Raw genomic sequence first — 21,041 nt, forward strand, 5'->3', positions numbered from 1 at the left:
ATCATGCACGTCGCCGCGGACATCCGCCTACAATAATCGTTTTTTCGCTACCCGACGCCATGAGCGACTCTTCTTCTGCCTCCCTACCCAAAAGCTTCGAACCCCAGGACATCGAGTCCCGCTGGTATGAACTCTGGAGCCGCCAAGGCCTTTTCTCGGGTGGCCAGCACGTGCAGCCCGCTGCCGGACAGACAGCTGTTCCGTTTGCTATTCAGTTTCCGCCCCCTAATGTCACGGGCACCCTTCACATGGGGCATGCGTTCAATCAAACCATCATGGATGGTTTGATCCGCTATCACCGCATGAACGGGGACGATACCGTCTTTATTCCTGGCACCGACCACGCAGGCATTGCCACCCAGATCGTGGTCGAGCGCCAGCTGGATGCAGAAGGGGTTTCACGCCACGACCTGGGGCGTGAAGCGTTTTTAAATCGCGTCTGGGCCTGGAAAGAAAAGTCCGGCAGCACCATCACGGGCCAGTTCCGCCGGCTCGGCTCATCTTGCGACTGGTCACGTGAATACTTCACGATGGACGAGCGCCTGTCACGCGGCGTGATCGAGGTTTTTGTACGGCTGTACCAGCAAGGCCTGATTTATCGCGGCAAGCGGCTGGTCAACTGGGATCCGATACTGGGTACCGCGGTCTCGGATCTCGAGGTGGTCAGCAGCGAAGAAGACGGCCACATGTGGGAGATCCGCTATCCACTCACCCACCCCGAGCAAGATCTTACCCATCTGGTTGTGGCCACCACCCGCCCTGAAACCCTGCTGGGTGACGTGGCTGTCATGGTGCATCCAGACGACGAACGCTACGCCCACCTGGTGGGCAAGACCGTCACGCTGCCGCTGGTGGGTCGTGAGATCCCGGTGATTGCCGATAGTTACGTCGATCGTGAATTTGGCACAGGGGTTGTCAAGGTAACGCCGGCACACGATTTCAATGATTACGCTGTCGGACAGCGCCACCAGTTGCCGATGATCAGCGTACTGACACTGGATGCCAAAATCAACGATGAAGCACCAGTTGCCTACCGAGGCCTTGATCGCTTCGAGGCCCGCAAGCGGATGGTCGAAGACTTGTCTGCACAGGGGCTACTGGAGCAGGTTCGACCACATAAGCTGATGGTACCCCGCGGCGATCGCACCAACAGCATCATCGAGCCCATGCTCACTGACCAGTGGTTTGTCGCCATGAGCAAGCCAGCGCCCACAGACAGCCTGCACCCCGGGAAAAGCATCACTGAGGTTGCTCTTCAGGTTGTCGAAGACGGCCGCGTCAAATTTGTACCCGAGAACTGGACCACCACATACAACCAGTGGCTAACCAACATTCAAGACTGGTGCATCTCACGGCAACTGTGGTGGGGCCACCAGATTCCTGCCTGGCACTCGGCCGACGGCCAGATTTTTGTTGCCCGCTCTGCCGAAGACGCGCAAGCCCAGGCGCGCGCAGCCGGCATAGAGGGCCCCCTGACACGTGATCCTGACGTACTGGATACCTGGTTTTCATCCGCCCTGGTGCCCTTCACAGACCTTGGCTGGCCAGACAAGACCCCCGATCTTGCCCGCTATTTGCCGTCGGCAGTGCTTGTCACGGGCTTCGACATTATCTTTTTCTGGGTGGCCCGCATGATCATGATGAGCATGCACCACACCGGCGAAGTACCGTTTCGCACCGTCTATGTTCACGGGCTGGTCTGTGACATGGAAGGTAAGAAAATGTCCAAGTCCAAGGGCAATACCATCGACCCCGTGGATCTGATCGACGGCATTGGGCTTGAGCCGCTGCTGGCCAAGCGCACGGCCGGCCTGATGAACCCGAAACAGGCGGATGCCATCCGCAAACGCACGCGCAAGGATTACCCTGAGGGCGTCCCCGCTTACGGCACCGACGCCTTGCGCTTTACCATGGCGGCCTACGCCACACTGGGACGCAACATAAATTTCGATCTCAAGCGCTGCGAAGGGTATCGAAATTTCTGCAACAAGCTTTGGAACGCCACCCGCTTCGTGCTGATGAACGTCGAGGGCCACACACTCGGCCAGGCGCAAGCAGACGACCTCTCTTTTGCCGACCGCTGGATCATTGACGGCTTGCAGAAGCTGATTACGGACGTCCATGCCGGATTTGCACAATACCGGTTTGATCACGTCGCCGACCGGCTCTATCACTTCATCTGGGATGAATACTGTGACTGGTACCTGGAACTCGCCAAGGTGCAGCTGCAGTCCGGCCAGCCTGTCCAGCAGGCGGCCACCCGCCGTACCCTGATCCATGTTCTCGAAACGCTCTTGCGCCTGATTCACCCGATCATGCCGTTCATCACCGAAGAGCTCTGGCAAAAGGTGTCAGTGGCTGCGGGCGTACGGACACCCGACCAGACCGCCAGCATCAGCGTGCAACCCTACCCCCAGGCCCGCGATACCTTGCTGGATCCTGTTGCCGTGGGCCGTCTCAAAACACTCAAAACCCTGACAGACGCCATTCGGGCACTGCGCGGAGAAATGAATCTGGCGCCGGGACAACGGGTACCTTTGCTGGTTCAGGGCGCCCCCGAAGACCTGACAACGCTTACCCCGTACCTCAGCATGCTTGCCCGGCTGTCCGATGTTCAGGCGCTTGAACAGCTGCCAGAGATCGGCGCGCCGGTGCAGGTGGTGGGCACCACTCAGCTGATGCTCCATGTCGAGATCGATCTGGCAGCAGAACGCATCCGCCTCGATAAAGAAATCGATCGGCTGGAAAAAGAAATTGCCAAGGCCCAAGGCAAGCTGTCAAACGCCAGTTTTGTCGAGCGCGCCCCTAAGGCTGTGGTCGAACAAGAACAGGCCCGCCTGACGCAATTTGGCGATACGCTGAATCGCGTCAGGGCACAACGCCACCGCCTCAGCGAGTGACTCAGGAGCCAAACCGTATGACACCCGCCGCATTCGAGCCCGTGATCGTGTCCTTGCTGGACACCGATCTCTATAAGTTCACCATGTGGCAGGCCATGCTGCATCGGCACCCCGCTGCCCAGGCAGAATATCGCTTTATCTGCCGCAATCAGCCCGAGCACCCGCTGGCAGCCCTGGCAGATGAAGTCAGGGCACAGATCGACCATCTGTGCTCTTTACGGTTTACGCAAGAAGAGCTCGATTATCTTCGCGGACTGCGTTATATCAAGTCTGATTTCGTCGACTTTCTCTCGCTGTTTCATTTTCAGCGGCGCTTCATAACAATTGAAACCGAAGGCGCAGGACTACGCATCATCGCACGTGGCCCGCAAGTACACGTGATGGGCTTCGAAATCTTTGTTCTGGCAATCGTCAATGAACTCTATTTCCGCCATTACCAGACACCGGAAACCTACGCAGAGGGGCGCTTGCGCTTGCACAACAAGATCCAGTTGCTGAAAACGTTTTCTCAAGAGGCGTCCAGACGCTTTCCGCTGCAGATCTCCGACTTCGGCTTGCGTCGGCGCTTTTCCCGCACCTGGCAAACCGAGGTTGTCACCACACTACGACAAGCCGTACCCCACATCATGACGGGTACCTCCAACGTGGCACTGGCCAGAGAACACGGGCTGGTGCCGGTAGGCACCATGGCACACGAATACCTGCAGTCTTATCAGGCTTTTGGCAAAGTCCGGCTGCGGGATTTTCAGCGCAGTGCTCTTGAGGACTGGGTACAGGAATACCGCGGAGACCTCGGCATCGCGCTCACGGATGTTGTCGGGATGGATGCCTTTCTGCTGGACTTCGATCTGTATTTTGCCAAACTTTTTGACGGCCTGAGACACGATTCAGGCGACCCAATTCAGTGGGGCGAAAAAGCCCTGGCGCACTATCGCTCACTGCGGATCGATCCAAAAACCAAACGCTTTGTATTTTCGGATGCGCTGGATCTGCCCAAGGCACTGGAAATCTACCACCACTTTGCCGATCAGGTACAACTGGGCTTTGGCATCGGCACCAATCTCACCAACGATCTGGGGCCACAGCCACTGAATATCGTGATGAAGCTTTTTGAATGCAATGGCATGCCAACAGCCAAGCTGGCCGATAGCCCCGGCAAAGAGCATTGCACAGACCAGACTTTTCTTGCCTATTTGCGGCAGGTGTTTGGGCACGATATCAGCCACCAGCAGGCTGGCCACACGCACGCCTAAGACAACGGGCGTTGGGTACGCCCAGCAGGCAAGCAGCCTGACCGGTGTGTACCCGCCCCCCCTAAATCAGGCCGTGCCGCCCACTGTCAGGCCATCGATACGCAAGGTAGGCATCCCGACGCCCACAGGCACGCTTTGGCCTTCTTTGCCGCAAGTGCCCACACCGGAATCCAGGGCCAGGTCGTGCCCCACCATCCCGATGCGTTGCATGGCCTCGGGGCCGCTACCAATGAGGGTGGCCCCCTTGACTGGATAGCTGATCTTGCCGTTTTCGATCATGTAGGCCTCTGAGGCAGAGAACACAAACTTGCCACTGGTGATATCCACCTGCCCACCGCCGAAATTTACGGCGTAAAGGCCACGGTCTACAGAGGCGAGGATCTCGTCTGGCTCGGCAGTGCCGGCCAGCATATACGTGTTGGTCATGCGCGGCATTGGCAGATGCGCATAGGATTCGCGCCGCCCGTTGCCGGTGGGATTTTGCTTCATCAGCCGGGCATTCATGGAATCCTGCATATACCCCCGCAGGATGCCGTCTTCGATAAGCACATTATGCTGAGTGGGGTGGCCTTCATCATCAACATTTAATGAACCGCGGCGGTCAGGCAAGGTGCCGTCATCCACTACCGTTACCCCACGCGAGGCAACGCGCTGACCGATACGGCCGGCAAAAACACTGGACCCTTTACGGTTGAAATCGCCCTCCAGCCCATGCCCCACAGCCTCATGCAACAGAATGCCAGGCCATCCAGAGCCCAGGACAACAGTCATTTGTCCGGCAGGCGCCGGCCGAGCCTCAAGGTTGACCCGTGCTTCGTGAACCGCCCGTTGCACATAGCCACGCAAAATATTATCCGTGAAATACGCCAGGCCGGTGCGGCCGCCGCCCCCACCATGACCCATTTCCCGCCGGCCTTTACGCTCGGCGATGACGGTGACAGACAAGCGCACCAGTGGCCGGACATCAGCAACCAGGCGTCCGTCGCTGCCCGCCACCAGAATTACATCGTATTCGGCTGCCAGACCTGCCATTACCTGAATAATTTCAGGGTCTGCCGCCCGGGCCATGGCCTCGACACGCCCCAGCAGTGCAACCTTGTCTGCCGCAGAAAGGGACTCGACAGGATTGACGGCTGGATAGAGGTGATGCGGCGTCTCGGGCCCCGCAGACACCTTTTGCCGGCCAGCCCCTTGGCGCGCAATGGTACGCACCGCCTGCGCAGAGGAAATCAGCGCCTCGGGAGACAGGCTGTCAGAATAGGCAAAGGCGGTTTTTTCGCCGCTGATCGCCCTGACCCCAACGCCCTGGTCGATTGAAAAGCTGCCGGTTTTGACAATGCCCTCTTCCAGGCTCCAGCCCTCAGAGCAGCTGTACTGAAAATACAGGTCGGAATAATCAACCCGATGTGTGTGGATTTCTGACAGCGCACGAGCCAGGTGCGACTCATCCAGGCCCCAAGGCTCCAGCAACAAGCTACGCGCTGTATTAAGCGCATCCAAACCGGGTTCAAACAATTTCATCTGATGCGATCCATGTAAACAATCTGACACTATCTATTTGGCTATTACAGCACACGGTGACGCAATGCCGGCAAAGATTGCCGGACGGATTCGATCCGTGAAAAATCAAGCGTGCCCGCAGCCAGCCCAGGGCCTTCAGGCAAGCAGGCCAGCACCTTGCCCCAGGGATCAATCAGCATCGAATGGCCCCAGGTGCGTCGGCCGTTTTCGTGGTGACCTCCCTGGGCGCTGGCCAACACATAGCACTGGTTCTCGATGGCCCGCGCACGAAGCAGGATTTCCCAGTGTACCGAACCTGTTGTCCAGGTAAAAGCGGCTGGCAACACCATCAAGCGGACATCCCCCTGAGAGCGAAAAAATTCTGGAAACCGAAGGTCGTAACAAATACCCACGGACATTTCCCCCCAAGGCATATGCACCACTTGTGGGGGGTTGTCGCCCGGGCGAATGGAAATGGATTCATCGTAGGATTCGGAATCCTTGGTGAAACCAAACAAATGAATTTTGTCGTAACGCGCCATCTGTTTGCCATCCGGGCCAAACACCAGGCAAGCGTTGTAGATACGATCCGGGTCTGGGCTATGCAGGGGCAAAGAGCCTCCAACCAGCCAGATTTTGTGCTGTTTGGCTTGTGAGGCCAGAAACGCCTGAATCGGCCCTTCTCCCGGTTGCTCGGCGAGGGCCAGCTTGTCTGCATCATGGCGGCCCATGAAACAGAAATATTCAGGCAACACCAGCAAGCGGGCGCCATTTTCAGCACCCTGCGCAATCCAGCGGGCAGCCTGCTCGAGATTATCGCCAACCGATAAACCAGAGACCATTTGCACGGCAGCAACCGGCAACAGAGATTCCTGCATATCAAAAACCTTATGGGTAAAAATATCGCAACCAAATATATGACACAAAATCAAATGAGCAGTCAGGTAGTCAGACAGATAAAAACCATATTAAAATCAGCCAAGGCCCGGCGTTAATACAAAAGGTCTTTATCTATTGTCAGATCATACTTCCACCTATTTAGTTCCCGGAGCATTCCATGGCCCGTTCCAGCTACGCAACACAAAAAACCAGGCTCGAGAAAGAAAAAGCCAAAATCGAAAAACAACTGCAGTCATTGCAGGCCAAGCAACGCAAACCGGTTATCACCTCGATTGTGCGGTCTATGCGCGATTATGGCATTACGCCCGAAGAAATCCTGGCTGCCTTCGACCGCAAAAAAACCAGCAAACCCACCACCAGCGCTCCCCGGAAGCCAGCCGCCGGCGCCAAACGCGTTGTACCACCCAAATATCGCCACCCTGAAACCCACGCCGAATGGACCGGGCGCGGGAAACCACCCCGTTGGGTCTCAGACGCAGAAGCAGCCGGCACTCCGCGCGAAGCCTTTCTGATCAAACCTGCCGCTTAATATAAAAAGCAGATTTTTCCGTGGCGCTATTTACGGCAGCGGGTACTTGACCCGCACCACCTGACCATTGCGCCCCGGAAACTGCTCAAACACCGCACGGGCCAGATAAGGCATCACGGCACCCAGCTGATTATCCCGAGCCGATGTCACGGCCGTGGCACGATAAACCTCCTGGCCCTGCTTCGACTGATCGTCGATACGCACCATCAGGTGCACACGGTTTACTTCAACAGGAACCGTTTCAATCACAGGCCCCGGCCCCCAGCCTCCCCAGTGCCGGTGGTATCCAAACCCGCCGCCAAAGGCACCAGAAAAATATGGATCCACCATTTGCTGGCGCCATTCGGTGGTTTGCTCGCTGCCATATTCGATATGCACAATGAAGCGGGCCTGCTTTTGTGATTGAGCCTCAACCAGGCCGGTTGGGCCGAGGGCCGCACGCACGGCATCCGAAAATGTCTGAAATTGCAGATTATTTTGCTGCGCTGCATCGGGCTGCACCCAGTACCGTGCCCCTTGCGTCTGATCAGGCCACTGCTGGTAACGCGTAAGCTGAGCGGAAAATACGCTGGCACAACCACCCAGCATCAATACGATGCTGATCATGGCCAGTTTCAACCACACAGATAATACAAACATCAAGCACCTTGTTTCGGCATATAACACTGACATCATAGACTTGGCCGGGCGGCTTCGAAAGCAGGTTTTCGCACAGTGATACAAGCAGACATGTTCGGTCAGAAGTCTGTCATGACTCGTTTGGAGAACTACAATAAGGCTTTAGAAGCTTTACGGAAATCACCATGCGCACTGATACGGCCCAGACGATCTATCGCCAGGATTACCGCCCTTATCCTTATCGTCTGTCACAGGTCCGGCTCGAGTTCGATCTGGCTGCTGACTCTACCCGGGTTCATTCCGTTTTACGCCTTCAGGCCACTGACAATACCCCGGCCGGCACACCCCTCATCCTGGACGGTGAGGATCTGACGCTGATCCAGGTACTGATTGATGACCAGGTATTGGACGCCACACAGTATCAGCTGACCGATACCACACTGCAACTGACGCCTCCCTCACACAGCGGTGAGTTCACCCTCGAAATCATCAGCGACTGCAACCCCACCCAAAATACCACCCTGATGGGGCTGTACGTATCGGGCGACAAGCTGTTCACACAATGCGAAGCACAAGGATTTCGCCGCATCACATGGTTCCCGGATCGCCCGGATGTCATGGCCATCTACGAGGTGGTTTTGCGGGCCCACCCAACCCAGTATCCAACCCTGCTTTCCAATGGCAACCTGATCGAACAAAGCACCCTGCCAGATGGCCGCCATCAGACACTTTGGCGCGACCCACATCCCAAGCCCTGCTATCTGTTTGCACTCGTAGCGGGCGACTTCGATTGCATTGAACGTACCGAAACCACCCGCAGTGGCCGGTCGGTGCTGCTACAGGTGTACAGCGACCGTGGCTGCAAGGATCAGACACACTGGGCACTTGATTGCCTGGCACGGGCCCTGCACTGGGACGAAACGCGCTTTGGGCTCGAGCTCGATCTGGATCGCTTTATGGTCGTGGCGGCGCGTGACTTCAATATGGGGGCCATGGAAAACAAGGGCCTCAACGTATTCAATGCAGCCTATGTGCTGGCCGACCCAGCCAGTGCCACTGACAGCACCTATCGGCGCATCGAAGATGTGATCGGCCACGAATACTTCCACAACTGGACAGGGAACCGCGTCACATGCCGGGACTGGTTCCAGCTGTCACTTAAAGAAGGTCTCACGGTGTTTCGCGAGCAGGAGTTTTCGGCCGATATGCTGGCCAGCGGCCTGCCCCAGGCCGAGGCGGCCAGCGCCCGGGCCGTAAAACGAATCGACGACGTACACGTCCTGCGCATGATGCAGTTCCCCGAGGACGCAGGCCCCATGGCCCACTCGATCCGGCCTGACAGCTATCAGGAAATCGGTAATTTCTATACAGCCACCGTGTATGAAAAAGGTGCTGAAGTCATCCGCATGCAGCACACACTGCTGGGCGAAGCAGGCTTTCAGGAAGGAATGGCCGAATATTTTCGGCGCCACGACGGGCAGGCAGTCACCTGCGACGACTTCGTCAACGCCACCGAATCCATCTACAGCCAACGTTTCCCAGGGCAAGACTTCACCATCTTCCGTCGCTGGTATCAACAGGCAGGCACTCCACGGCTCTACATCGAGCAGCACTACGACGCCTCTGCCCAATCGCTGCAGATCACTCTCCGCCAACAATGCGACCCAGTTGGCCTGGAAGCCCGGCAGGTTCCGGTGGCCAAAAAGCCGCCACTGCATATCCCCGTGGCCATTGGCCTGCTGGATGGCGACGGCCAGCCGCAGCCGATTTCCTGGCAAGGAAAAACCATGGATACACTGGTGCTCCAATTGACACAGGCCAAACAGAGCTGGATGCTCGAAGGTGTCAAGCGGCCCCCAGTGCTGTCCCTGCTCAGAGGCTTTTCTGCGCCAGTGATCATCGCCTCGGCACGCAAGGCTGAAGACCTCGCCCTGCTGGCACGCACCGACACCGATCCCTTTGCCCGCTGGGATGCTACCCAGGAAACCGCCCTACGCCATCTTTTGGCAGGTATCGAAGCCCGGCAATCACAGAAACCAGCCCCCGATATAGCGCCCATGCTGGCCCTCTGGCAAACCGCCCTGGAAGACCAAACCCTCTCCCCAGCCTACCCGGCACGACTCCTGAGCCTCCCTGCCCTACGCGAACTTATCGAGCGTAGCCAGCCCCAGGATCCACAAGCGGCGTTTCATGTCTGGCGTGCCACGCAGGCTGCGCTGGGCACACAGCTTGCCACACATTGGCGTAACCTATATGCGGCCATGGCAGATGATGGCCGCCCGTATTCTCCCGACCCAGTCTCTGCGGGCAGGCGCTCTCTGCGCAATCTGGCACTGGGCTACCTGCTGGCCGGCCAAGTGCCCCAGGCAGCCGAGACAGCCCGGCAACAATACGCGCAAGCCAAAAACATGACCGAAAGCCTCGGGGCACTCAATGCCCTGCTGCAGCAGTCGCCACAGGCATGCACCGATCTTCTGCAGGATTTCCACACACGCTGGCAGCACGATCCCCTGGTACTGGACAACTGGTTTGGCATTCAGGCCAGCGCCCCGGCCAATGGCGTTGCTCAGATCCGGGCGCTGATGGCATTGCCCGATTTCACCCTGCGCACGCCCAACCGGGCCCGGGCTGTGATTTTCCGCTTTGTGATGGATAATCCTGCCCAATTGCACACGCCAGAAGGCTACGATTTCTGGGCAGAACAAGTCTTGGCGCTTAACAAAATCAACCCTGAGGTTGCCGCCCGCCTGGCACGGGCCTTCGACCAATGGGCACGGTTTGAGCCTACTTGCCGGGAGGGCATGCAGGCAGCCCTGCAACGTGTGCGCTCCGCGCCGGGCCTGTCGCGCAATGTGTCTGAAATCATTTCCAAAGCACTTGATGCCTGACCGCTATTCCATTTTTTTGGGGGAACACCTTGAAATTTAAAACACTGACGCAGTATCTGGTTGAACAGCAACGCGAACACAAAGCGGTCTCTCCTGAAGTCCGTCTGTTGATTGAAACCGTGTCGCGCGCCTGCAAAGCCATTGGCCACGCAGTCAGCAAAGGAGCACTGGGCGGGGTACTTGGCAGCCAGGGCACTGAAAATGTCCAGGGAGAAATTCAGAAAAAACTGGACGTGCTATCCAACGAAATCTTGCTGGAAGCCAACGAATGGGGCGGCAATCTGGCAGCGATGGCTTCTGAAGAAATGAAAACCATCCACCGCATTCCCAATCATTACCCCAAGGGCCAGAACCTACTGCTATTTGATCCCCTGGATGGTTCGTCCAATATTGATGTCAACGTATCGATCGGCACAATTTTCTCTGTGTTGCAGGCACCGGCCGAGGCGGCCGGCCGGGAAGTAACCGAGGCAGACTTCTTACAACCCGGCACACGCCAGGTAGCCGCAGGCTACGCCATTTACGGGCCGCAAACGATGCTGGTACTTACCGTGGGTGCGGGGGTCATGGGCTTCACGCTGGATCGCGAAATGGGCTCCTGGCTGCTTACCCACGAGAACATCCGGATTCCCGATACAACGGCAGAATTTGCCATCAACATGTCCAATATGCGTCACTGGGAAGCGCCGGTAAAGCGCTACATCGAAGAATGCCTGCAGGGTGAGACTGGCCCTCTGGGCAAAAATTACAATACGCGATGGATTGCATCCATGGTGGCTGATGTCCACCGGATCCTGAGCCGTGGGGGGGTTTTCCTGTACCCTCGCGATGCCCGGCCTTCAGGCGGCAAGGGCAAGCTACGCCTGATGTACGAAGCCAACCCCATGAGCTTTCTGGTGGAACAAGCTGGCGGTTGCGCAGTGGATGGCGAAAACCGTATCCTGGACGTCCAACCCGAAGGCATCCACCAGCGGATCGGCGTTATTCTGGGATCCCGCGAAGAAGTCGAACGCGTCCAGCGTTACCACACGGCAAAATAAGCGCCCCCGCACACTGAACTGCACCCTAAAAGGTTGGATCAATGTCCAACTTTTGGGGTGCAGTTCAGCACACCGAGGCGTTTTATTCTGTGTCTGACCCCAGGATCAGTCTAGGGTAAGTACAGTCGCACCCGTCGTCTGGCGCGATTTCAGAGCTTCGTGCGCCAGGCCGGCATCTTTCAGCGCGAAGCGCTGGCCAATCACGATATCCAGCTTGCCGGCAGTCACAAGCTCGAAGACATCGGCTGCTGCTGCCTGCATGGCTTGAGCAGTGGCTGTATAGGCAGAAACCATCGGCCGCGTGACATACAAAGAACCCTTTTTGGCCAGGACTGCGAGATTGACTCCTTCGACGGGGCCGGAGGCATTGCCAAAACTAACCATCATCCCGCGAGGCTGCAAGCAATCCAGGGACATCTCCCAGGTGGCCTTGCCCACGCCATCGTAGACCACAGGCACTTTTTGGCCATCTGTGAGTTCCAGCACACGGGCCGGGACGTCTTCTTTGGTGTAGTCAATGACCTCCGAGGCCCCATAACGGCGTGCCAGGGCGGCTTTCTCGGGGGACGATGTGGTGCCGATCAGACGCACCCCCAGGGCGCGCGCCCATTGACAGGCAATCAGGCCGACTCCGCCGGCGGCAGCATGAAACAGGATGGTTTCACTACCCTTGAGGCGGTACGTCTGGCGAAACAGATACTGGACGGTAAGCCCCTTGAGCATCAGGGCGGCTGCCTGCTCGAAGCTGACTGAATCCGGAATGGCGACTACTTTTTCACCCGGGACATTACGCAAGGTGGAATAGGCACCCAAAGGCCCTTGCCCATAGGCAACACGATCACCTGCCTTGACGTGCGTGACACCCTCGCCCACGGCCTCCACCACGCCAGAGCCCTCGAAGCCCAAACCATGCGGTAAGGGATTTGGGTACAGCCCCGTGCGACAATAGATGTCGATAAAGTTCAGGCCTACGGCCTTTTGGCGAATCTGCACTTCTCCTGCAGCAGGCGCAGGCACATCCACCTGCACCATTTGCAAAACCTCAGGCCCGCCATGTTTCTCAATCTGAATGATTTGCGCCTTGCTCACTGTATGTTCCTCCGCCCGGCTGGGCTTTATATCGCTTAACGTAAAAAGACTAGCATGAATTCCCGCCAAGCTCAGATCGCCATTCATATCACCGCAGTATTGTTTGGACTCACGGGCATCTTTGGCGAACTCATCCAGGGCAGTGCCACCTTGATCACAGCAGGGCGTGCGGTCTTTGCAACGGTTACCTTGCTACTCTTTATTCGCCACACCGGGCACCGCATCCAGTGGCCTGCCCGCTCGGCATGGGGGTCCTTGATCCTGGCCGGCACCTTGCTGGCCATACACTGGGCCACTTTTTTTGTGGCCGTCAAAATTGGCGGCATTGCCATTGCAACCCTTGGGTTCGCCAGCTTCCCGGCCTTCATTACTCTGCTCGAGGGCTTTCTGTTTCACGAACGCACCCGCCCGTCCGAGTGGCTGGTGGTGATTCTGGTGACACTGGGTCTGGTGCTGGTGACACCATCCTTCAATTTCCAGGATCAGGCCACAACCGGGCTGGTCTGGGCAGTGCTCTCGGGGCTGGCCTTTGCGCTGTTTACATTAGCCAATCGCAAGGCTGTCACGGGTATGTCAGGGCGCGAGCTGGCCTGCTGGGAAAACGCAGTGGTGGCTGCCCTGACCCTACCCTGGTGTTTCACCGAATTTGCTGCCCTACGTCCCATCGACTGGCTCTGGGTGTTTATGCTGGGTGTTTTCTGCACGGCACTCTCGCATTCTTTGCTGGTTTCAAGTCTGGCAAAACTGAAGGCTCGCACTGCCGGCATCGTCATCGCCCTGGAGCCTGTATACGCCATCTTGTTTGCCGCCATCCTGTTTGCACAGTATCCCTCCATGCGCGCCCTCCTCGGCGGTGCGTTGATCGTGGGTGCAATCGTGTGGTCCGGGCTGCAACAGGCCAACGTCGAAACGGGTACCGGGGACTGAACTGCCCCAAGGCGTTAAAATCAAAGATTCTTTGTTTTATCCAAATTGAAACACTATGGCCGGACACAGTAAATGGGCAAATATCCAGCACCGCAAAGGGCGTCAAGACGCCAAGCGCGGCAAGCTCTGGACAAAAATCATCCGTGAAATCACTGTTGCAGCCCGTGCGGGCGGCGCCGACCCGGATGCCAACCCGGGCCTGCGCCTGGCCTGGGACAAGGCCACCGCAGCCAATATGCCCAAAGACAATATCCTTCGGGCCATCCAGCGGGGTGCTGGCGGGGCCGATGATGCCAACTACGAAGAAATCCGCTACGAAGGCTACGGCATCGGTGGTGCTGCACTCATCATCGACTGCATGACCGACAACCGCCAACGGACCGTCTCCGAAGTACGCCACACACTCAGCAAGCACGGTGGCAATCTGGGCCAGGATGGCAGCGTTGTCTTCATGTTCAAGCATTGTGGCCAGTTCATTTTCGCTCCTGGCACCTCCGAAGAAGCTGTCATGGAAGTCGGCCTGGAAAATGGTGCGGACGACGTCCAGACTGACGAAGAAGGGGTGATTGAGGTTACCTGCGAACCCACCGACTACACTGCCCTGAAGCAAGCCTTTGACGCCGCTGGCCTGATCGCCGAAATCCACGGTGTCATCATGAAGGCAGAATCCAAGGTACAGCTGACCGGAGACGATGCCGAGCGCATGCAAAAAATTATCGATCTCCTCGAAGACCTGGACGACGTCCAGGAGGTCTACACCACTGCCGTCATGGACGACGAATGAAACTACTGCTGATCGGCTCAGGCGGCCGCGAACACGCTCTAGCCTGGCGCCTGGCTCAATCGCCTCGAGTGCAAAAAATTTACATTGCACCCGGCAATGGCGGCACCGAAAACGCACCGATGCTTGAAAACTTGCCTTTGCAGGATTTTGACGCCCTCATTGCCTTCGCCCAGGCCGAGAAAATCGCCTTTACCGTGGTTGGCCCGGAAGCTCCGCTGGCCGCCGGTATCGTCGATGCATTTCGCGCAGCGGGTCTGCGCATTTTCGGGCCCAACCAGGCGGCTGCCCAGCTCGAAAGTTCCAAGGATTACGCCAAAGCGTTCATGCAACGTCACGGCATCCCGACCGCAGCCTATCAAACCTTTACCGATGCACAGGCAGCCAAGGCCTACGTACAAGCCCAGGGTGCACCCATCGTCATCAAGGCCGACGGCCTGGCCGCCGGCAAGGGCGTGGTGGTGGCCCAATCCATACCAGAGGCCTTGCAGGCCATCGACCACATGCTCGGGCAAGAAGGTGCCTTCGGCGAGGCCGGCGCACGGGTTGTCATCGAAGACTTCCTCGAAGGTGAAGAAGCCAGCTTTATCGTGATGTGCGACGGACACCATGTCTTGCCCCTGGCCACCAGCCAGGATCACAAACGCCTGCTGGATGGCGATGCAGGCCCCAATACAGGCGGCATGGGTGCATACTCACCTGCGCCACTGATCAGCCCTGCCCTGCACAACCGCATCATGCGCAAAGTCATCCAGCCTGCTGTTCTGGGCATGGCTCGCGACGGCATTCCATACACGGGCTTTTTATATGCCGGCCTGATGATCGGCCCCGGGCCCGATGCCACCCGGCCACTCAAGGTGCTCGAGTTCAACTGCCGCATGGGCGACCCCGAAACCCAACCCATCATGCTGCGCCTCAAAAGCGACTTCACCGAGATCCTCGAGCACGCGATCAACGGCACGCTCGACCAGGCAGACCCACAATGGGATCGCCGGACAGCGGTTGGCGTGGTGCTGGCTGCAGCGGGCTACCCGGACGCTCCCCGAAAAGGGGACGCCATCACCAGCCTGGCACCAGATACGGATACCTGCGTGACGTTTCATGCGGGCACCACACGCCAGACAGGCCAACTCAGCACCAATGGCGGGCGGGTACTGTGCGTCACCGCCCTGGGCGATTCTATCCGTAGGGCCCAGCAGGCCGCGTACGATGCCGTCAACCAAACCCTGTTTGAGGGCCGGCAATTTCGGCGCGATATTGGCTGGCGAGCCCTGAACCTCACCAAAAGCACCCTGGATACCTGAAGCGGAGGCTTACTGATGCATGTTCCTGTCGAGGCCGCGCACGACGCATTCTCCCGCTTGCAAGACGAGATTGTCCAGGCACTGGAATCCCTGGAGGGTGCGCCTTTCGGGCACGATGCCTGGTCACGATCCGAAGGCGGCGGTGGATTAACCCGTTATATCGAAGGCGGCACTGTTTTCGAACGTGCGGGCGTTTTGTTCAGCCATGTCCAGGGACGCACCCTGCCACCATCTGCCAGCGCCCATCGTCCCGAGCTTGCCGGGCGCAGCTGGGAAGCCATGGGGGTCTCCATGGTATTGCATCCACGCAACCCACACGTCCCGACGACACACCTCAACGTCCGCCTCTTTGTGGCACACGGATCGGGGGGCGACCAAGACGTATTTTGGTTTGGCGGCGGGCTGGATCTCACCCCGTATTACCCTGTCGAGGCAGACGCCCGGCACTTTCACCAAGTGTGCCACGACGCCGTAGCTCCTTTTGGTGCCGATAAATACCCCCGCTACAAGGCCTGGTGCGACGATTATTTCTTACTGCGCCACCGGCACGAAACTCGCGGGGTTGGCGGCCTGTTCTTCGACGACCTGAATCAACCTGATTTCGATACCTGCTTTGCACTGACAAAGGCGGTAGGCCACTGCTTTATCCCCGCCTACGTACCCATTGTGCAGGCACGCATGGACACCCCATACACCGATCGCGAACGCGCTTTTCAGGCATACCGCCGGGGTCGCTATGTCGAGTTCAATCTGGTCTACGATCGAGGAACACTGTTTGGGCTGCAATCAGGCGGACGAACCGAATCCATCTTGCTGTCCATGCCACCAATCGCCAACTGGCGCTACAACTGGACGCCAGAGCCAGGCTCCCCCGAGGCAGCGCTATCTGATTATCTAAAACCCCGCACATGGCTGTAAAACCCCGGATTGGCCTGCTGGGTGGCAGTTTCGACCCTGTCCATCAGGCACATATCGCACTGGCCCAAGCGGCCTGGGAAACGCTTGACCTGCACACCGTGCAGCTATTACCGGCCGCCCGCCCGTGGCAACGCGGGCAACTGGGTGCAAGCGCACAGCAACGCCTGGATATGCTTAAACTTGCATGTGCCGGCAACCCCCACCTGCAGGTCAATCCGATCGAGCTCCAGCGCCCGGGTGCCACCTACACCATCGATACCCTGCAGGCCTTACCAGATGATGCAGACTACACCTGGATTCTAGGGGCTGATCAGCTGGCCAATTTTTGCACCTGGCACCGCTGGCGCGATATTCTAGCGTTGGTGCGCCTGGCGGTCGCACAACGCCCAGGCACTCAGGCATGCCCCCCTAAAGACCTGGCCCAGGCACTCAAGCCAGGTGGTCTGGTGCATATCCCGTTTCCACCACAAAACATTGCTGGTACGGCCATTCGCCAGGCTCTTGCCGAGGGTAAATCCCCTGACACCATGCTCGACGCCCGCGTCCTTGATTACATTCGGGCCCACGAGCTTTATCAAACTTTGGGCAATGCCCCGGATCCTTCTGGAAACTCATGAATCTGCAAAAACAACAACGTCTTGTCGTGGACGCCCTGGAAGACACCAAGGCGCAGGACATCAAAGTATTCAACACCACCGGCCTGACCAGCCTGTTTGATCGTGTCATCGTGGCCAGCGGTACGTCCAATCGGCAAACCCGCGCAATGGCCAGCCACGTTGCCGAGCAAGCCAAGCATGGCGGTCTGGAAGTCATCGCCACTGAAGGCGAAGAAACTGGTGAATGGGTACTGATCGATCTGGGGGACATTGTGGTGCACTGCATGCAACCCGCCATCCGCAGCTACTACAACCTCGAAGAAATCTGGGGAACCAAGCCTGTCCGTGTAAGGCTGGCATCCACCGGGCCCGCACAGCCTTCCTCAGACATGGATGATGACATCGGCGCATGAAACTGCACGTCGTGGCAGTGGGCACCCGAATGCCTGCCTGGGTGCAGGACGCCTGGCAAGATTACGCCCGGCGTATGCCGCGCGACTGCCTAGTAGAGCTGCATGAGATCCGGCCTGAACCACGTACACACGGAAAAACCGTCGCGCAGCTGATGCGGGCCGAGGCTCAGCGGATTGAATCCGCCCTGGGCCCCCATGTCTGGCGTGTGATTCTGGATGAACATGCACGCGACACCACCACCCAGGATCTGGCCCGTCACCTGGAAACCTGGCGGGCCAGCGGCCAGGATATTGCGTTTATTGTGGGTGGCCCAGACGGCCTGGATCCGGATCTCAAACACAGTGCGCGCCAGGCACTGCGCCTATCTTCACTGACATTACCTCACCCCATGGTCCGGGTACTATTGGCCGAACAGCTCTACCGGGCATGGAGCATCCTGGCCAATCACCCCTACCACCGCGAGTAAGCGGCTGGCCGAGGCCAACACCGATTGCAGTATCCTTGTGGCATATCGTCCGATTGCCACCCCTGCTGTCCAATTATCCTGGCCGGCGCATTCACGGAGCCGCCCGATGACCGCTCGTCGCAGAACAAAAATTGTTGCCACCCTGGGCCCTTCTACATCCTCACCAGAACGCATCGAGGCGCTCATCCTCGCCGGCCTTGACGTTGCACGATTGAATTTCTCGCATGGCATCGCCGACGATCACCGGGCGCGCGTGACTCTTGTCAGGGAAATTGCACAACGCCACGGCCGCCACGTAGCCATCATGGGTGACCTCCAGGGGCCAAAGATCCGCATTGGCCGCTTTACCGACACTGCCATCCAGCTACAAGTAGGAGACACCTTCACCTTGTCTACCCAGCACCCGCTGGATGCTGGTACAACCGCGATTGTCGGCATCGAATACCCACCTTTGGTTCAGGATTGTGCCGCCGGCGACGAACTGCTGCTAGACGATGGCAGAGTCATCTTGCGAGTCGAGTCGGTAGATTCCTCTGCCGTGCATACGGTGGTGGTTGTAGGAGGTCCACTGTCCAATAACAAGGGCATCAACCGGCGCGGAGGGGGTATTTCAGCACCCAGCCTCACTGAAAAAGACCACCAGGACATCTTGCTGGCCGCTGAACTCGAAGTGGACTATGTGGCCGTTTCGTTTCCACGATCCGGTACCGATATCGAGCAGGCCCGGGCCCTGGTGCAGAAGGCAGGCAGCCAGGCCTGGCTTATCGCCAAGATCGAGCGTGCTGAAGCAGTGGCCGATGATTCAACCCTTGACGATCTGATCCGCGCCAGTGACGGGGTAATGGTGGCCCGAGGCGATCTTGGGGTTGAAATCGGTGACGCCCGCCTGGCGGGGATCCAGAAGCGCATCATTCAGCATGCCCGCACCCTGAATAAGCTGGTCATCACCGCCACGCAAATGATGGAATCAATGATTGCCAGCCCCATTCCCACCCGGGCAGAGGTCTCGGACGTCGCCAATGCAGTACTGGACTACACCGATGCCGTGATGCTGTCTGCTGAATCGGCCTCGGGCCAATATCCCGTTGAAGCGGTAGAGGCCATGGCGCGTATCTGCCTGGGTGCTGAGCAAGAGCCCAACAGCATTCAGTCGCATCACCGTCTGGGTGAAACATTTACCCGTTGCGACGAAACCATCGCCCTGGCCAGCATGTACGCGGCAAATCATTTTCCGGGGGTAAAAGCGATCATCAGCCTGACCGAAAGTGGACACACTCCGTTGATTATGTCGAGAATCCGCTCTGGTGTGCCGATTTACTGCTATACCCGACATGTGGCCACCCAGCGCAGGGCGGCGTTATTCAGGGGCGTCTATACCGTACCTTTCGATGCCGCTGCCCTGCCACCTGCGGAAGTCAGCCAGGCGGCCATTGATATTTTGCGCCAGCAAGGCCTGTTAAAGGCCGGCGACTGGATCATCCTGACAAAAGGTGATTTTTACAGCAACAGCGGGGGCACTAACGGCTTGAAAATATTGCGGGTGCACTAAGTGTCAGTGCCTTTTATATTGCTGGCCTCAGCCAGCCCCAGACGCCACGAAATCCTGACGCAGCTGGATATTCCCCATGGCGTCCTGCGCGTCCCTCCCCCGCCTGGCGAAGACGAACCCATCCTGCCCAATGAGGCCCCAGACGACTACGTACAACGTACCGCCTTGAATAAAGCGCACCAGGCAACCCAGTGGCTGGAATCTGGGGGGCAACCAGACAACATCCCGGCTCATTGGCCGGATAACTGGCGACAGGCCCCTGTTTTATGCGCAGACACCACGGTGATTCTGGGCGACACCGTTCTTGGCAAACCAGGCAGCCCTGCAGAAGCAGCCAGGATGCTGACTCAGCTATCGGGGAGCCGGCACCGGGTGCACACGGCCATTGTGGTGTCGTTTCAAGGCCGTATCCGTACTGCCAGCCAGATCAGCGAGGTTCAGTTTCAGGTTCTAAACCCGGCAGAGATCGAAGCCTACTGCGCAACGGGCGAACCCATGGGCAAGGCCGGTGCATATGCAATCCAGGGCCGCGCAGCCGGCTTTGTGCGCCACCTTTCAGGCAGCCACAGCGGTGTCATGGGCCTGCCCGCCCACGAGACATTGCAGTTGCTTAAAGGGCTTTGAGCTACTCAGTTTCTTGAACCCACAGGCGGCGTTTTTCAGCAAACAAGCACGCGAATCCGCCCCTGGGGCACAGGTCTGGACAAAATCATTCAACCTACACAATAGCAGCACGGTCGCTGCTTGACGGCCTATTTCGCCACACCCCACCTATTCGTTACAGACAGTAAGATTGTACGAAGGCAGATGACCGGCCAATACGATCCCCTGATTCAAAGGGCGCTTGATGGACCGATATAGGTTTCGCAGTGCCATCGTGATTAGATTTACAGCTGCAGTGTCCATCTGCTGCTCCATCCGTTGCGCCTGCTGGGCACCAAAGCGCTGGATGAGTGTCCGAATAGAGGCCTCAGCATCCGTATACTGCTGACCGAAGTATTGCGAGTCAACGCACCAAGGGCAGCCTGGTATCGCGCGACCAGTTGGGTAGCAAATGCAATACAGCACCCAGCACCAAAAGCGTACAGAGTGCAAACAATGAAAGATACAGAATAAATCGGCTTTTCAGTGTCAACGCATGCCGCATGCAAAAATCCCCTCGCAGAAGCCTGGGCCACATGGCCCAGGCACTGGGAGGGGATTATGAGGGTGCCATATGACACCCTTATGTCAACAGCGAACGCTTAGCCAAACAAGCCTGGCAGCCAGAGGGTAACGATAGGCACGTAGGTGATGAACACCAGGTAGATGAGCAGCAGCATCAACCAAGGCACTGCGGCCTTGATGACTTGGCCGATGCTCATATTGG

Annotated in this window: 18 protein-coding genes; 14 read left to right on the forward strand and 4 right to left on the reverse strand. The window is 58.0% G+C overall.

The window, feature by feature from the left end; all coding sequences use genetic code 11:
- The first annotated feature begins 59 nt into the window (after window positions 1–59).
- Window positions 60–2,900 (forward strand): valine--tRNA ligase, encoded by a 2,841-nt coding sequence (locus WA928_RS01060; protein WP_424298461.1) that lies wholly within the window; start codon window positions 60–62, stop codon window positions 2,898–2,900.
- A gap of 17 nt (window positions 2,901–2,917) precedes the next feature.
- Entirely contained in the window at window positions 2,918–4,153 is a 1,236-nt protein-coding gene (gene pncB, locus WA928_RS01065) for a nicotinate phosphoribosyltransferase (protein ID WP_350383275.1), read from the forward strand.
- Between the two features lie 66 nt (window positions 4,154–4,219).
- On the opposite strand, the gene tldD is transcribed toward pncB, so the two are convergent.
- A complete protein-coding gene (tldD, locus tag WA928_RS01070) occupies window positions 4,220–5,674 on the reverse strand; it encodes a metalloprotease TldD (RefSeq protein WP_424298465.1) in 1,455 nt (484 codons plus the stop codon).
- Window positions 5,675–5,718: 44 nt separating this feature from the next.
- Window positions 5,719–6,531 carry a carbon-nitrogen hydrolase family protein gene (locus WA928_RS01075; RefSeq protein WP_424298468.1) on the reverse strand — a complete coding sequence of 271 codons (813 nt, stop codon included), beginning with the start codon at window positions 6,529–6,531 and terminating at the stop codon, window positions 5,719–5,721.
- 179 nt (window positions 6,532–6,710) lie between these two features.
- Between WA928_RS01075 and WA928_RS01080 the strand changes: the two genes are divergently transcribed.
- Window positions 6,711–7,082, forward strand: a complete 372-nt coding sequence (locus WA928_RS01080) for an H-NS family nucleoid-associated regulatory protein (protein ID WP_417277297.1) — start codon at window positions 6,711–6,713, stop codon at window positions 7,080–7,082.
- A 30-nt stretch (window positions 7,083–7,112) separates the two neighbouring features.
- Here the strand turns inward: WA928_RS01080 and WA928_RS01085 are convergent, their stop codons facing one another.
- Window positions 7,113–7,688, reverse strand: coding sequence for a DUF4136 domain-containing protein (locus WA928_RS01085; protein WP_424298471.1), 576 nt, complete (start codon window positions 7,686–7,688; stop codon window positions 7,113–7,115).
- A 197-nt stretch (window positions 7,689–7,885) separates the two neighbouring features.
- Here WA928_RS01085 and pepN point away from each other — a divergent pair, with 197 nt between their 5' ends.
- A complete protein-coding gene (gene pepN / locus WA928_RS01090; protein ID WP_424298474.1) occupies window positions 7,886–10,588 on the forward strand; it encodes an aminopeptidase N in 2,703 nt (900 codons plus the stop codon).
- A 29-nt stretch (window positions 10,589–10,617) separates the two neighbouring features.
- On the forward strand, window positions 10,618–11,628 hold the full coding sequence (locus WA928_RS01095) for a class 1 fructose-bisphosphatase (RefSeq protein WP_350383287.1): 1,011 nt from the start codon (window positions 10,618–10,620) through the stop codon (window positions 11,626–11,628).
- 105 nt (window positions 11,629–11,733) lie between these two features.
- Here the strand turns inward: WA928_RS01095 and WA928_RS01100 are convergent, their stop codons facing one another.
- Window positions 11,734–12,717, reverse strand: coding sequence for a quinone oxidoreductase family protein (locus tag WA928_RS01100; protein ID WP_424298477.1), 984 nt, complete (start codon window positions 12,715–12,717; stop codon window positions 11,734–11,736).
- Between the two features lie 54 nt (window positions 12,718–12,771).
- Here WA928_RS01100 and WA928_RS01105 point away from each other — a divergent pair, with 54 nt between their 5' ends.
- The 9 genes from WA928_RS01105 (at window position 12,772) to WA928_RS01145 (ending at window position 20,296) form a co-directional block, all read left to right on the forward strand.
- Window positions 12,772–13,644 (forward strand): DMT family transporter, encoded by an 873-nt coding sequence (locus WA928_RS01105; RefSeq protein WP_424298480.1) that lies wholly within the window; start codon window positions 12,772–12,774, stop codon window positions 13,642–13,644.
- A gap of 55 nt (window positions 13,645–13,699) precedes the next feature.
- Complete coding sequence (locus tag WA928_RS01110) at window positions 13,700–14,428, forward strand: YebC/PmpR family DNA-binding transcriptional regulator (protein WP_424298483.1); 729 nt, start codon at window positions 13,700–13,702, stop codon at window positions 14,426–14,428.
- A complete protein-coding gene (purD, locus tag WA928_RS01115; RefSeq protein ID WP_424298486.1) occupies window positions 14,425–15,729 on the forward strand; it encodes a phosphoribosylamine--glycine ligase in 1,305 nt (434 codons plus the stop codon). The genes WA928_RS01110 and purD overlap by 4 nt, the downstream gene beginning before the upstream one ends.
- Window positions 15,730–15,744: 15 nt before the next feature.
- Window positions 15,745–16,647 (forward strand): oxygen-dependent coproporphyrinogen oxidase, encoded by a 903-nt coding sequence (gene hemF / locus WA928_RS01120; RefSeq protein ID WP_424298489.1) that lies wholly within the window; start codon window positions 15,745–15,747, stop codon window positions 16,645–16,647.
- Window positions 16,638–17,264: a nicotinate (nicotinamide) nucleotide adenylyltransferase gene (gene nadD / locus WA928_RS01125; RefSeq protein ID WP_424298492.1), complete on the forward strand. Its 627-nt coding sequence runs from the start codon at window positions 16,638–16,640 to the stop codon at window positions 17,262–17,264. Before hemF ends, nadD begins: the two co-directional genes overlap by 10 nt.
- Window positions 17,261–17,656 (forward strand): ribosome silencing factor, encoded by a 396-nt coding sequence (gene rsfS / locus WA928_RS01130; RefSeq protein ID WP_424298494.1) that lies wholly within the window; start codon window positions 17,261–17,263, stop codon window positions 17,654–17,656. The genes nadD and rsfS overlap by 4 nt, the downstream gene beginning before the upstream one ends.
- Complete coding sequence (gene rlmH / locus WA928_RS01135; RefSeq protein WP_424298497.1) at window positions 17,653–18,123, forward strand: 23S rRNA (pseudouridine(1915)-N(3))-methyltransferase RlmH; 471 nt, start codon at window positions 17,653–17,655, stop codon at window positions 18,121–18,123. Before rsfS ends, rlmH begins: the two co-directional genes overlap by 4 nt.
- A 106-nt stretch (window positions 18,124–18,229) precedes the next feature.
- Window positions 18,230–19,672: a pyruvate kinase gene (gene pyk, locus WA928_RS01140; RefSeq protein ID WP_424298500.1), complete on the forward strand. Its 1,443-nt coding sequence runs from the start codon at window positions 18,230–18,232 to the stop codon at window positions 19,670–19,672.
- Window positions 19,673–20,296: a Maf family protein gene (locus WA928_RS01145; RefSeq protein WP_424298503.1), complete on the forward strand. Its 624-nt coding sequence runs from the start codon at window positions 19,673–19,675 to the stop codon at window positions 20,294–20,296.
- Window positions 20,297–21,041 lie beyond the last annotated feature (745 nt).

Origin of the sequence: Castellaniella sp., from assembly GCF_049651205.1 — a bacterium.
In the GTDB taxonomy this organism is placed as follows: domain Bacteria; phylum Pseudomonadota; class Gammaproteobacteria; order Burkholderiales; family Burkholderiaceae_B; genus Castellaniella.